This is a genomic window from Massilia sp. METH4 (assembly GCF_037094685.1).
In the GTDB taxonomy this organism is placed as follows: domain Bacteria; phylum Pseudomonadota; class Gammaproteobacteria; order Burkholderiales; family Burkholderiaceae_D; genus Rugamonas.
Map to the genome: position 1 here is coordinate 6,647,927 of NZ_CP146614.1, position 13,388 is coordinate 6,661,314.

8 protein-coding genes are annotated in these 13,388 nt (G+C 69.8%); 2 read left to right on the top strand and 6 right to left on the bottom strand.

All coding sequences use genetic code 11. The annotated features are described in order from the left end of the window. Position 1 precedes the first annotated feature (1 nt). The 6 genes from clpB to V6Z91_RS28865 all read right to left on the bottom strand — a co-directional run bounded on the left by clpB (position 2) and on the right by V6Z91_RS28865 (position 10,135). Entirely contained in the window at positions 2-2,611 is a 2,610-nt protein-coding gene (gene clpB / locus V6Z91_RS28840) for an ATP-dependent chaperone ClpB (RefSeq protein ID WP_338764492.1), read from the bottom strand. A 145-nt stretch (positions 2,612-2,756) separates the two neighbouring features. After that, positions 2,757-3,215, bottom strand: coding sequence for a molybdopterin synthase catalytic subunit MoaE (moaE, locus tag V6Z91_RS28845; protein ID WP_338764494.1), 459 nt, complete (start codon positions 3,213-3,215; stop codon positions 2,757-2,759). A 14-nt stretch (positions 3,216-3,229) separates the two neighbouring features. Then, the gene (locus V6Z91_RS28850) at positions 3,230-5,821 is read right to left on the bottom strand and encodes a DUF349 domain-containing protein (RefSeq protein WP_338764497.1); all 2,592 of its coding nucleotides are present in this window, start codon (positions 5,819-5,821) and stop codon (positions 3,230-3,232) included. Positions 5,822-5,932: 111 nt separating this feature from the next. Beyond that, positions 5,933-6,526, bottom strand: a complete 594-nt coding sequence (locus V6Z91_RS28855) for a hypothetical protein (RefSeq protein ID WP_338764499.1) — start codon at positions 6,524-6,526, stop codon at positions 5,933-5,935. A gap of 212 nt (positions 6,527-6,738) precedes the next feature. After that, a complete protein-coding gene (locus tag V6Z91_RS28860; protein WP_338764501.1) occupies positions 6,739-9,138 on the bottom strand; it encodes a GNAT family N-acetyltransferase in 2,400 nt (799 codons plus the stop codon). A gap of 4 nt (positions 9,139-9,142) precedes the next feature. After that, positions 9,143-10,135, bottom strand: coding sequence for a DUF2804 domain-containing protein (locus V6Z91_RS28865; protein ID WP_338764504.1), 993 nt, complete (start codon positions 10,133-10,135; stop codon positions 9,143-9,145). A 149-nt stretch (positions 10,136-10,284) separates the two neighbouring features. Between V6Z91_RS28865 and V6Z91_RS28870 the strand changes: the two genes are divergently transcribed. Next, positions 10,285-12,540, top strand: a complete 2,256-nt coding sequence (locus V6Z91_RS28870) for a diguanylate cyclase (RefSeq protein ID WP_338764507.1) — start codon at positions 10,285-10,287, stop codon at positions 12,538-12,540. A gap of 84 nt (positions 12,541-12,624) precedes the next feature. Then, a complete protein-coding gene (locus V6Z91_RS28875; protein WP_338764510.1) occupies positions 12,625-13,350 on the top strand; it encodes a PEP-CTERM sorting domain-containing protein in 726 nt (241 codons plus the stop codon). The last annotated feature ends 38 nt before the right edge of the window (positions 13,351-13,388 follow it).

Here is a 13,388-nt window from a genome sequence, read left to right on the forward strand (position 1 = left end):
CCTACAGCCTGACGACTGCCTCCTTGCCGTCGGCGCCGAACACCAGGGCGCCGTCGCGGGCGTCGATGCGGATCGCGTCCTTCGGACCGAAGCGGCCTTCCAGGATCAGCTTCGACAGCGGATTCTCGATCTGCTGCTGGATCGCGCGCTTCAGCGGCCGCGCGCCATACACCGGATCGTAGCCCGCCTCGGCGATCTTCTGCAGCGCCGCGTCGGTGACCTGCAAGTCCATCTCCATGCGCTTCAGGCGCTGCTCGAGGATCTGCAGCTGGATCTTCGCGATCGCGCCGATGTTCTTGTCGTCCAGGCCGTGGAACACCACGATCTCGTCGATCCGGTTGATGAACTCCGGCCGGAAGTGGCCGCGCACCTCGGCCATCACGGCCAGCTTCGTCACGGCCGGATCGGCATCGTCCATCGACTGGATCTTTTGCGAACCCAGGTTCGAGGTCATGATGATCACGGTGTTCTTGAAGTCCACGGTGCGGCCCTGGCCGTCCGTCATGCGGCCGTCGTCCAGCACCTGCAGCAGCACGTTGAACACGTCGTGGTGGGCTTTTTCCACTTCATCGAGCAGGATCACGCTGTATGGCTTGCGACGCACCGCTTCCGTCAGGTAGCCACCCTCGTCGTAGCCCACGTAGCCCGGCGGCGCGCCGATCAGGCGGGCCACCGAATGCTTCTCCATGAACTCGCTCATGTCGATGCGGATCAGCGATTCCTCCGTATCGAACAGGAAGGCGGCGAGCGCCTTCGACAGCTCGGTCTTGCCGACACCGGTCGGGCCCAGGAACATGAACGAGCCGTAGGGCCGGTTCGGGTCCGCCAGGCCGGCGCGCGAGCGGCGGATCGCATCGGCCACGGCGTTGATCGCCTCGTCCTGCCCCACCACGCGCTCGTGCAGCTTTTCCTCGATGTGCAGCAGCTTGTCGCGCTCGCCCTGCATCATGCGCGACACGGGAATGCCCGTCGCGCGCGACACCACTTCGGCGATCTCTTCGGCGCCCACCTGGGTGCGCAGCAGCTTCGGCTTGTCCTTGCCCGTCTCGGTGCCGGAAGATTCGGCCTGCTTGAGCTGCGCTTCCAGCTCGGGCAGGCGGCCGTACTGCAGTTCGGAGACGCGCTGCCAGTTCGAGGCGCGCGTGGCTTCCTCCATCTCCTGGCGGATGCGCTCGATCTCTTCCTTGATGTGCGTGGTGCCCTGCACATTGGCCTTCTCGGCCTTCAGCACTTCCTCATAGTCGTTGTACTCGCGCTGCAGCTTGGCGATTTCCTCGTCGATCAGGTCCAGCCGCTTGCGCGAGCCTTCGTCCTTCTCGCGCTTGACGGCTTCCTTCTCGATCTTCAGCTGGATCAGCCGGCGCTCCAGCTTGTCCATCACCTCGGGTTTCGAATCGATCTCGATCTTGATCTTCGACGCCGCCTCGTCGATCAGGTCGATCGCCTTGTCGGGCAGGAAGCGGTCGGTGATATAACGGTGCGACAGCTCGGCCGCGGCAATGATCGCCGGGTCGGTGATCTCCACCTTGTGGTGCAGCTCGTACTTGTCCTGCAGGCCACGCAGGATCGCGATGGTCGCTTCCACGGTCGGCTCGTCGACGAGGATCTTCTGGAAGCGGCGCTCCAGCGCGGCATCCTTCTCGATGTACTTGCGGTACTCGTCCAGCGTGGTGGCGCCCACGCAGTGCAGCTCGCCGCGCGCCAGCGCGGGCTTGAGCATGTTGCCCGCATCCATCGCGCCCTCGGCCTTGCCCGCGCCCACCATCGTGTGCAGCTCGTCGATGAACACGATCGTCTGGCCTTCATCCTTGGCCAGCTCGTTGAGCACGCTCTTCAGTCGCTCTTCGAACTCGCCGCGGTACTTGGCGCCGGCCAGCAGCGCGGCCATGTCGAGCGACAGCACGCGCTTGCCGCGCAGCGAGTCGGGCACCTCGTTGTTGACGATGCGCTGGGCGAGGCCCTCGACGATGGCGGTCTTGCCCACGCCGGGTTCGCCGATCAGCACGGGGTTGTTCTTGGTGCGCCGCTGCAGCACCTGGATCGCGCGGCGGATCTCGTCGTCGCGGCCGATCACCGGGTCGAGCTTGCCCTGGCGCGCCCGTTCCGTCAGGTCCAGCGTGTATTTTTTCAGCGACTCGCGCTGGCCTTCCGCTTCCTGCGAATCGACCTTGCCGCCGCCGCGCACCGCATCGATCGCCGTTTCCAGCGCCTTGCGGGACAGGCCGTTTTCCTTGGCCAGCCGGCCGGCGTCGGATTTATCGTCCGTCAGCGCCAGCAGCACCATCTCGCTGGAGACGAACTGGTCGCCGCGCTTCTGGGCTTCGCGGTCGGCGAGGTTGAGCATGTTGACGAACTCGCGGCTGACCTGCACATTGCCGCCGGTGCCGGACACCTTCGGCAGGCGCTCGATCGCGCCTTTCAAGGCGGCAGCCAGCCCGCCGACATTGACGCCGGCGCGCTGCAACAGCGAGCGGGTGCTGCTGTCGTCCTGGTTCAGCAGGGCCGTCAGCAGGTGCACCGGTTCGATATACGGGTTGTCGTTGCCGACGGCCAGGCTCTGGGCATCGGCGAGCGCTTCCTGAAGTTTTGTAGTGAGTTTGTCTTGACGCATGGCGCTTGGCTCCAAATTTTATCTAACGATAAAGTGCGGATGCGCGAGCGCATTTTCAAGAACCCCGGGTCACACCCGGTGCAGGCTTATTTCGCCTTCACTGCCGCCTTTACTGGCGCCTTCACTGCCGCCTTCACTGCCGCCTTCACTGCCACTTCGCCAGCGCCTCGTCATCCGACACCCGCGCGTCGACCCATCGCGCGCCTTCCGGCGTGGTTTCCTTCTTCCAGAACGGCGCCTCGGTCTTCAGATAGTCGATGATGAATTCGCACGCGGCGAAGGCATCGCCGCGGTGGGCGGACGTCACGGCCACCAGCACGATCTGGTCGCGCGGCAACAGCGGCCCCACGCGGTGGATCACCAGCGCATCGTGGATCGGCCAGCGCGCGCAGGCCGTGTCGATGATGCGGTCGATCGACTGTTCCGTCATGCCCGGATAATGCTCGAGTTCCATCGCCGCCACGTGCGAGCCGTCGTTCAGGTCGCGCACGGTGCCGACGAAGGTGACGACCGCGCCCACTTTCGGGTTGTCGTGGCGCAGCCGCGCCACTTCCGCGGACAGGTCGAAATCCTCGTGCTGCACTTTGACGCGCGAGGCGTTCATGCGCGGATCCGCCATCAGCGGCCCTCCGCGCCGATACGGCGGAACAGCGCCTCGATCCGGCTGGCAGTGCGGTCGTCCAGCAGCGCCGGCAGCGCGCACAGCTGCGCGAACTGCGCTGCCTGCGACGCGCCGCCCGCCTTGTGGCCGGACTTCAGCGAATCCTGCAGCACCTCGACCTGCATCCTCAACCGGTCGCGCGCGAACTCGGGGCCGCTGTCGATACCGGCCACGATCTCCTGGCGCAGCACTTCGGCCAGCAGGCGCGCACGATTCGCTTCCAGCGTGGCGGCATGGGCCGCGCGCACGGCAGGATCGCCCGCGGCGGCCTGCAGGGCGGCGTTGAAGCGGCCGTGCAGCGAACGTTCGTAGTCGGGCGGTAGCGGCGGCAACGCCGCCCAGCGCCCTTTCCAGTTCTGCTCGTCGACCGGGCCGGGCGCGGCCACGGCGTTTTCCAGCGCCTGCACCAGGCGCAGCTTGTCGCGCAGTGCATTGGCCTGGGCGGCGCCGGCCCGCTTGCGGATCGCATCGGCCTCGCCCTGCAAGGCGGCGACGGCGGCGCGATAGCGCTGCTCGATACGCTGCTCGGCGGCACGCGGCACGGGGCCGGTGGCATGCCAGGCGCTCGCGGCATCGCGCAGCGCCTTCACGATCGCGGCCTGCCGCGCCTTGTCGTCACCCTCGAAGGCGAAGTTCTCGAGCTGGGCGCAGATCGCCTCGCGGGCATGCAGGTGGGCCTTGCGTTCGTGGTCGGCGGCATGGGCGGACTCCTTGCGGCGGGCAAAGATCGTGTCGCAGGCGGCGCGGAATTTCTGCCACAGCGCCTGTTCCTGGCGCCGCTCCAGCGGCAGCGCCTTCGCATGGCCCTGCCACGCTTCCTGCAGGCCGCGCAGCGTGTCCACCGTGTGCCGGTCGGCCGGATCGAGCTTGTAGACTTCCTCGATCAGCTGCTCGCGGCGCGCCACCTCGATCTTGCGCTGTTCCTCGAGCGGGGCCATCAGGGTTTCCATCGCCTTGCCGAAGGCGGTGTCGAGCCGCTTCTTGTCCTTGCGGTCGATCGTGCCCAGCCGGCTCCACGCCTGGCGCAGGCGCTGCGAGCTGGAGGCCAGGCTGCGCCAATCCTCGCGGGCCGCCGGCGAATCGGCGATCAGCGCATTCACCTCGTCCACCAGGGCCTGCGCCCTGGCGGCATTGGCATGGCGCTCATCGGCCAGGTGGCGGAAGTGCGCCGCGGCCGGCGCATAGGCGGCCGTGCAGGCCGCATCGAATTTCTCCCACAGGCTCTTCGGCGCCGCGCCGGACACGCTGTCCAGCGCCTTCCACCGTTCGCGCATCGCGCTGACCTTCTTGGCCAGTTCGCTCATCGACAGGTTTTGCGCCGGCAGCTCTTCCACGGCGTGCACCAGCTCCTCGCGCGACACATTGCCGCCCCAGCGGGCCCAGGCCGACAGGCGCTTGAATTCGGCGCGTACGTGCGCGAGGCGTTCCGATTGCTGGGCCGTCAGGCGGCCCGTCTTGCTTTCCTTCAGCGTCTTGTCGTGCTCGGCGGCCACGTGCAGCTGGCCCTGGGCCAATGCCGCTTCCATCGCGTCGACCAGCGCCATGAAGCGCTCGTTCGCCTCGCGGTCGGCCGGGGTGATTTTCTTTTCCTTGGGCGGGCGCTGCGGGGCAACCGCCGGCGCGTTCGCCCCGTCGGTCGCGGGCTCGTCATGCGCCACGCCCTCCTGCCCATCGGCCTGGCCGGCCGCCTGCTCGGGCTGGGGCTCGCCCGCAGCGGCAGGCGCGGGGGCAGGAGCAGGAGCGGGAGCGGGCGGCTCGGCCACGGGTGCCGCGCGCACGAGCGCGGCACGGGCAGCCTCGAGCGCCGCTTCCACATCCGTGCGCAGGTGCCGCGGCAGCGACGCGTGTTCGGGTGCCGCCAGCCGCGCGGCATGCTCGGCGGCCAGGCGTTCCAGTTCCTGCGCGGCTTCCTCGCCGCCCGGGGCGGCGGCCAGCTTGCGCAGCGCGGCCAGCGCGTCGATCGTGGCGCGCTGCAAGTCCACCTGCGCTTCGAGGCGTGCGCTCAGCGCGGCGCGTAGCCGGTCGAACTCGGCTGCCAGTTCCGGCGGCGCATCGATCACTTTCCACAGGCGGTCAAGGTCGGCCACCAGGTTCGGCGTCAGCTTCTCGTCCTGCAGCAGGCGCTGGGCCTGGGAAATGCTGGCCTCGGCCTGGCGCTGTTCCATCTGGCGGTGGCGGATCGCGTCAAGCCGGGCCTGCATCAGCTTGGCCACGCGCCGGTCCGTATTGCGCACGGCCTGCTGCACCTGTTCCAGCGCGGCCTGTGACACCACGTGCTCGGCCGCGGCCAGCCGCACATCCGCGAACTCGCTCTGCAGGATCAGCTCGACGGCAGCGGCTTCGTTACCCGCGAGCGCACGGGCGGCCGCGGCCTGCTCGGCGCGGCGCGCTTCCTTGCCGTCCTGGCCGCCCTGGCCGCCCTGCCCGCCAGCCGCGCCCCTGCTTGCGCCGCCACCTTTGTCGCCGCGGCCGCCCTCCGCGTTCTGCCCCTGCGCGGCCTGCGGATCGGTGCCCTTGTCGCCGGGCCGCTTGAAGAGGAATTCAAACATGATGTGCTATGGATGGATCAAAACCGCCATCATAGCGCAGCACCGCTTCGAGCGGCGTCGCGACCTGCGGCCGAGACCGCCAGACCACCGGGCTGCCGGTACGCCGGGCCGTCAATCGCCCGCGGCGCGCTGGAGCGGCTCGCCCGCCGCGCGCGGCAGCGCGCGGGCGCGGGCCCGCACGGCCGGCATGCGGATGTCGATCGAGGCGACCGGTTCGGCCGGCGGCGCCAGCCGCGGCACCAGCGAAATCACGTCGGCCTCCTCGCCATTGCGGCGCGCCTCGGCCACTTGCGCGTCGTGCGCCAGCAGCTTGTTGGCGATCGCGAACCAGGCCTCGCCACAGATAGTGCTGCGGGCGATTGCGAACAGTTCCTGCTCTTCCTTTTCCAGCCTTTGCAGCAAGGCCGTGCAAAAACTGTCGACGGCATTGCAGAACGACGATACGTGCTCGGCGGCATGTGCCTCGCCTTGCGGCTGTTCCACGCCATCCTTCAGGCGCCGCACCACGTCGAGCGCCAGGGCGTTCAGGCGCGACAGTTCATCGAGCAACTGGTCGGCGCGCTGGGTCGCCTGGCGCAGGGCCGGGATCAGGTACAGCTCCACCTTGCGCCAGCTGCACGCCTGATACAGCCGTTCCAGCGTTTCGCATGCGTATTCAAGCTGGGACAGCGTCAGGCTGTGCTGCCGCGTCAGTGTCGATTGCACATATTTCTGGAAAGAAAGCAAACTGAGCCGAACATTGGCTTGTTCGACGGACAGCGCAACCAGAGCATAAGTGGCCGTTAACATTCTCGCTCCCGGGAAGACGGATAAAACGCGACTGGCTGAGAAAGGCCGCGTGGAAACACAGAGTGTAAATAAGAGCGACACAGCCGCTTTGACACAGCGCAAGGTTGGCTACGGAGTTTCCGAGCTCGCTAGGATGTTTTCCCATGCAAGGGTATGGTCAGCAAGACAGTGCCCGCCTCGCCGCCGGGCTGCACCGTGCCGCCGAAACGACGCACAAGTTTCTGCACTCCAACATTCTCGGCCAGCGCATCGCCCGCCAGCGTTTCCGTGCCGCGCGCCCGGAAGTAGTCGACCAGCTTGCGGAACAGGATCACGCCCAGCCCCCGGCCTTTCAGGTCGGAACGCACGGTGATCGCGAACTCGGCGCGGCGGTTGTCCGGGTCCGCCACGGCGCGCACCACACCCAGCGTTTCGGGCTGGCCGTCCGCCCCCGTGCGGGTGGCGATGAAGGCCATGGCCCGGTCGTAGTCGATCTGCGTGAGCCGGGCCAGCTGGGCCGGCGGCAGTTCGCGCAGCGCCGAGAAGAAGCGCAGCCGCACGTCCTCCGGGTCCAGCGCGGCAAAGAAGCGCATGTGGGCTGGCGCATCCTCCGGGCGGATCGGCCGCAGCACCAGCGCGGCGCCCTGCCAGTCGACCGTCTCGGCCAATGCCTGCGGATAGGGGCGGATCGCCATCGCGCTTTCCGGCCGCGGCGGGCCGAGCACGATGCGCGCGGCGCCGGCCGTCACGGTGGACGCCGCGCCGGCCGCCGGCGCCGGCAGCACCGGGTCCAGTTCCAGCTCCACCACTTCGCACAGGTCGGTCACCAGGTCGGCCACCTGCACCAGCGCGCGGCAGACCGCTTCCGCGTCGGCCAGCGCGCCGCCGGCGCGCGTGCGCGCCACGATGTCGCGCGCCAGCACCATGTTCAGCGGCGGCAGCCCGGCGGCGCGGTCGCGCGCGACCCGTCCCGCGGCACCCCCCAGGCCGAATTCGAGCGCGGGCCCGAACACCGGGTCCATGTGCACGGCAATGCGCAGCGGCGGCGTGTCGTCGGCGCGCGCATCGTTGCCGGTTGCGCCCACCGCCAGGCCGTATGCCCCGAGCACCGTGGCGCACTCGCCGTCGTCCAGCACGGCCCGGCCGGCCCGGCGCGCGCCCGCGACGATTGCACGCGCGGCCCCGCGCCCGGCCTCGCCAGTGGCCGGCACCCCGGCCGGCACTTCGATCAGCAAGGCCTGGTTGCGGCGGTACTGCACCACCTGGCGGAACGCACGCACGGCCTTTTCCGGCGTGTCGTAGGTGGCCAGTCCGGCGTCGGCGAACACGGCCCGGGCCTCGGTCGCTTCCTCGCCGCCCAGCCAGCACGACAGCACGGTCTGGCGCGCCGCGCGCACCAGGGGTACCAGCGCGCGCGCCACGTCGCGGCTGCCGGCGGCGGGGGTGGGCACGTGCACCAGCAGCAGCGCGTCGGCCTGCGGCTCGTCCAGCAGCGCGCGCACGGCCGCCACGTGCCGTGCCGTGTCGGCCAGCGTGCCGATGTCGAGCGGGTTGGCCGGGGCCACGCCTTCGGCCGCGAGGGGCTTCAGGGCGCGCAGCGTGGCCGGCGCCAGCTGCGCGAGGCGCCCGCCCGTCCATGCCAGCGCATCGGTGGCCAGCAGGCCCAGGCTGAAGGCATTGCTGACGACGGCCAGGCGTTCGCCGGCGAGCGGCCGGGCGCGCGCGACCGTCTGCACCGCGTCGAACAGGTCGGCCGACGAGTACACGCGCAGCATGCCGGCGCGCCGGATCGCCGCATCGACGACGCGGTCGGCGCCGTCGTCCGGCCCCGCGCCGCGCCCGGACTTCAGCACCACCACCGGCTTGCCGCGCGCGGCGATGCGGGCGGCCGACATGAACTTGCGCGCTCCCGCCACGCTTTCGATGTGCAGCACGATGGCCTGGGTGTCGGTGTCACCGGCCAGCCAGTCGAGCAGGTCGGCCACGTCCACGTCGCCCCCCTCGCCCACCGACACCACGCGCGAAAAGCCGATCTGGTGTTGCCGCGCCCAGTCCAGCACGGCCGTCATCAACATGCCCGACTGCGACACGAAGGCGGTGCGCCCCTGCCGCGCGCCGGTATGGGCCACGCTGGCGTTGACGCCGGCCGCCGGCCCGATCAGGCCGATGCCGCCGGGGCCGAGAATGCGCAGCAGGTGCGGCCGCGCCGCCTTCAGCATCGCCGCGCGCAGGGCCGGCGGCAATGCCGTGAGCACGATCGCCGCGCGGGTGCCGCGCGCGCCCAGGTCGGCGACCAGGCCCGGCACCGTGTCGGCCGGCGTGCAGATCACGGCCAGGTCGGGCGCGGCCGGCAGCGCCGCCACCCGCGCGTAACACGGAATGCCCAGCAGCTCGCCGTACTTCGGATTGACGGGCCACAGCGCGCCGGCGAAGCCGCTGGCCGCCATATTGTCCAGCACCGTGGTACCGATCCGCCCCGGCTTTCGCGACGCCCCGATCACCGCCACCGAGCGCGGTTCGAACAGGCGGTCCAGGTGGCGGATGCTCATGGGTTCACCAGCGCGCGAAATGCTGCTCGGTCACGCCGGCCAGCTGCGCCACCATGCGCTTGGGCGCATCGGGACTGCTCCTGACCCAGCCGGAGAAGGTGCCGAACGGCTGCACGTAGCGGCTGGCGGCGATGCGCAGGTTGCGCGCTTCGCGCCGCGCGGCAAGGGGCGTGAACATGAGGTCCAGGCAATCGTCCTCGGTAAACACGCGCCACGGTTCCAGGGGTTCCTTGCCGTCGTGGACGAAGCGGGCCGCCGCCAGCGGGTACACGCCGCCGTCGAGCCACAGCGCGTTTTCCTGCGCGCCGAAATGGCCGGCCTGCAGGTTGAAGCCCAGCATGGCATCGTGGCCCGAAGCCCAGCGCCAGGCCGTCTGGCGCGCCAGCAGGCCGTTCGAGTAGTCGATGCTGGCGATACCGCCCTGCAGCGGATATTCGCCGCGCCACGTGCGCACTTCGCCTTCCAGCGGCAGACCCGGAGTCTTTTGCGTGGCGTGCACGGCGCCGCCCGGCACGGCGCCGCAGGCGACCAGCGCCGGCGCCGGCGCGGCGCCGAAGCTGGCATCGATCTCCAGCCACGGGCTGCGCAGCGACAGCCCCTGCGGCCCAAGGTCGATGAACACGCCCTTGCGCGAAAACGTGCTGGTACCGGTGCCGTCACGCGCCAGGGTGGCCGAGAAGCGCCCCGGCAGGCCGTCCTGCGAGAAGTTGGCCAGCATGTCGCCGTCGCCGCGTTCGAACGCAAAGGCGAAGCAGGTCGTCATCCACCCCAGGTCGACGATGGCGACCGAACAGAACATCTGTTCCGCGACCAGTGCCGCGTAATGCCAGCGCTTGTGGTGCAGCCGGCGCCACAGCGCGCCGTGCGCGTACGGCGGCGCCAGCCGCTCCCAGTCGCAGCCGCGCAGGATGCCGGCATGGCGGCCCAGCGCGGGGCGGCCGTCGGCGCCGACGATGCGTTCCGGCGCCGGCGGCAGCACTGCGATGGGCGCGGTCATGGGGCGGGCATCTTGCATGGCAACGTAGGGTTCAATCCGGCAAACGGTGGTCGATGGTGAAGCGAGCCATTCTAATGGATGTCGGGCGCGCGCCGCCGCATGGCTGCCGAGGGCAAAATACCGGAAGGTAAGTAACCAGCGGGGAACGGGTGGCGAAGGAAGGAACGAGCGCGCTGCGCAAGCTGTACCGGGCGATGCTGCTGCCGGCGTTCGCGGCCGTGCTGTTGGCGGCCATGTGGGCCGCCGCCTGGTGGCAGATACGGCAGGAGCAGGCCGACGCACGGCATGAAGCCGTGCTGCTGGGCCATGCGCAGGCGCGCACCCTGGCCGAGAACACCGGCTTCGTGCTGCGCCAGGCCGACCATGCCACCCAGCTCTTCAAGCTGAAGTTCGAGGAGACCGAGGGCGCGCTGCGTTTGCCGGAGTTCACGCGCCGCAACGGCCTGCTCGCTTCGCTGCTGCCGGCCCAACTGGCGCTGCCGCTCGCGCTGTACGGGCCGGACGGCCGGCTGGTCGACAGCATGCATGGGGCATTCTCCCCGCAGGCGGCGGGCGAAGGCTGGTTCCGCGCCCTGGCCGGCGCGGATGGCGACAAGGCCCGGTTCTCCACACCCGTCGTCGAGGCGGCGGCGAGGGAATGGCGCATTCGCGTCGCCCGCCGTCTCGATGGCGCCGGCGGGGGCTTCGCCGGCGCCATCGTGATGCTGGTGGACCCCGCCATGTTCATCGAGGACTATGACCGGCTGGACCCCGGCCCCGGCGGCTTCGTGGGCCTGCTGGGCCGCGATACCGGCCTGTCCACCAGCCGCGTCGACGAGCGCGTGTTCAACGACGATACGCTGACGTTCGGCCCGGCCCGGCGGCCGGCCGATCCGGATGAGGTGGCGCCGCGCCACCCGGTCGACGGCACCCCGCGCATCTACGCGGCACGCGACATGCCGCGCTACGCCCTCACGGCCGTGGTCGGCCATGCCGAGTCGCATGCGCTGGCGCGCTTCGAACGGCGCCGCGCCATGTACCTGGGCGCGGTGGCGCTGGCCTCCGGGGTCGTGCTGGCGTTCGTGGCCGCGCTCGTGCAGCAGGCGCGGCGGCTGCGCAACAGCACCCGCGCCGCGCGCGAAGCGCAGCGCCAGCAGCGCGCGGCAGCCGACGCCAGCCTGGACGCGGTATTCCTGCTGAAGGCTTGCAGGGAGGCGTGCGGCGGCGACTTCATTCTCGTCGACGTCAACGAACGGGGTGCCGCGATGCTGGGGCATGCACGCGGGGAACTGCTGGGGCAGCGCATCGGCGTGCTGGTGCCGGCCTGGCGCGCCGAGGGTTTCCTCGACAAGTACCGCCGCGTGCTGGACACTGGGCAGCCGCTGGAAGAGGAGTTCGAGATCCGCAGCGGCACGCCGCGCTGGCTGCTGCACCAGATCGTGGCGATCGGCGACGGCGTAGCCGTCACCACGCGCGACATCACCGAGCGCAAGCAAGCCGAGCTGGCGAGCCGGCAGCAGCAGGCACGGCTGCGCACGCTGGCCGACATGATGCCGGCCATGATCGCCTACGTCGACCGCGACGAGGTGTACCGCTTCCAGAACCTAGTGTACGAGCGGGAGTTCACGCGCATGGGCGTGCGCGCGGTCGGGCGCAGCGCACGCGACATCGTGGGCGAACGCCGCTACGCGAGGCTGCAGCCCTGGGTGCGGCGCGTGCTTGCCGGCGAGACCGTGACGTTCGAGGAGGAAGAGGAACCGGATGCCGACGGGACCGAACGCAGCTTCGAGGTGCGCTACATCCCGCAGTGGGACGAGGCGAAAAGCACCGTGGAAGGGTTCCATGTGGTGCGCACCGACGTGACCGCGCAGCGGCGCGAAAAGCAGCACCTGCTGCGCCTGTCGACGATCGATGCGCTGACGGGCCTGACGAACCGTGCCGGCTTCATGGCCCGCCTTGCCGCCGCCATGCACGCCTGCCGCGCGCACGGCACGCTGATGGCCCTGATGTACATGGACATCGACCGCTTCAAGCCGGTCAACGACACCCACGGCCACGGCGTGGGCGACGCGCTGCTGAAGGCGTTCGCCGGGCGCCTCACCCACGCGCTGCGCGACACGGACACGGTGGCACGGCTGGGCGGCGACGAGTTCACCGTCATCCTCGAAGGCTTGCAGTGCGCCGCGGATGCCGAGCGCACCGCTGCCAAGCTGGTGGCCGCGGTGGCCGCGCCGTTCGACCTGGACGGCATTCGCGCCGACATCTCGACCAGCATCGGGGTGGCGTTCTACCGCGGCGGCGAGCTGGCCCCGGCCGAGCTGCTGGCGCGGGCCGACGCGCTGCTGTACGAAGCCAAGGAGGCCGGCCGCAATACCTTCCGCACGGGCGGCACGCTGGCCAGCAGGCACCCGGACGTCACCGTGTGAAACGCGCATTATCGTGCGCCATTGCAACGCCCATCTTTGTATACTCCGGGGATCGCCGCGCGCGGCTCATTCACAGGAGCAACGATGAACGAATACCAGGCTTGTCCCGGGCTGCGCCGCAAGCGCACGGCGCTGTCGGGAGTGGCGGCATTGCTCGCCGTAGTTGCTTGCACCAGCGCAAGCGCCGAAACCTATACCATCACCACCCGTACCATGGGCAATACGGCCGCCTTCAACCTGCCCGGGTTCTTCCCGCAGGGTGACCTGGCCGGCGCCCGCAGCTTCGACTTGACCGTCACCAGCGTGTTCGACAGCGCCAACGTCCTCTCCAGCACCGACAATCTGTGGATGCAAGCCAGCGATGCGGCGCTGCAGATCACGCTGCGCCTGGACGGCGAAGTGTTCAGCCTGGATGGAACGGGCCAGGTAAGCTCCCAGGTCCTGTCGGACACGGATGGCACCGGCCGGACCACGAAGCGCTTCTACCAGAGCGTGAGCCTCGACCCTGCCACGTTCGGAGACTTCGCCACCGTCCAGCAATATGTCTTCCTGGGCGCCGACCAGTTCGCGATCAACTCCGTGCTCGAGCCGGCGCTGGCGTATTACGCCAACCCCTTGACCAAGGGCTTCTCGATCGTCAACTCGACCATGCAGCCGGACGGCTCCCTTGCCCTGGCGGGCGACGCGGTCGGCCGCGCCGACCAGTTCTCTTACCAGTTGGCCGTTTCGGTGCCCGAACCGGCAACCTACGCGATGTTCGGCGCCGGCCTGGCGCTGCTGCCGTTCGCCGCGCGGCGGCGCCGGGCCTGACCCGGCCGGGCTGCCGGGGCGTGACGCGGCCACCGGCA

Bases quoted from the DNA above. Each gene is read 5' to 3' on its own strand.
- V6Z91_RS28860 (WP_338764501.1), bottom strand. From the start codon at position 9,138: ATGAGCATCCGCCACCTGGACCGCCTGTTCGAACCGCGCTCGGTGGCG.
- moaE (WP_338764494.1), bottom strand. From the start codon at position 3,215: ATGAACGCCTCGCGCGTCAAAGTGCAGCACGAGGATTTCGACCTGTCC.
- clpB (WP_338764492.1), bottom strand. From the start codon at position 2,611: ATGCGTCAAGACAAACTCACTACAAAACTTCAGGAAGCGCTCGCCGAT.
- V6Z91_RS28850 (WP_338764497.1), bottom strand. From the start codon at position 5,821: ATGTTTGAATTCCTCTTCAAGCGGCCCGGCGACAAGGGCACCGATCCG.
- V6Z91_RS28865 (WP_338764504.1), bottom strand. From the start codon at position 10,135: ATGACCGCGCCCATCGCAGTGCTGCCGCCGGCGCCGGAACGCATCGTC.
- V6Z91_RS28875 (WP_338764510.1), top strand. From the start codon at position 12,625: ATGAACGAATACCAGGCTTGTCCCGGGCTGCGCCGCAAGCGCACGGCG.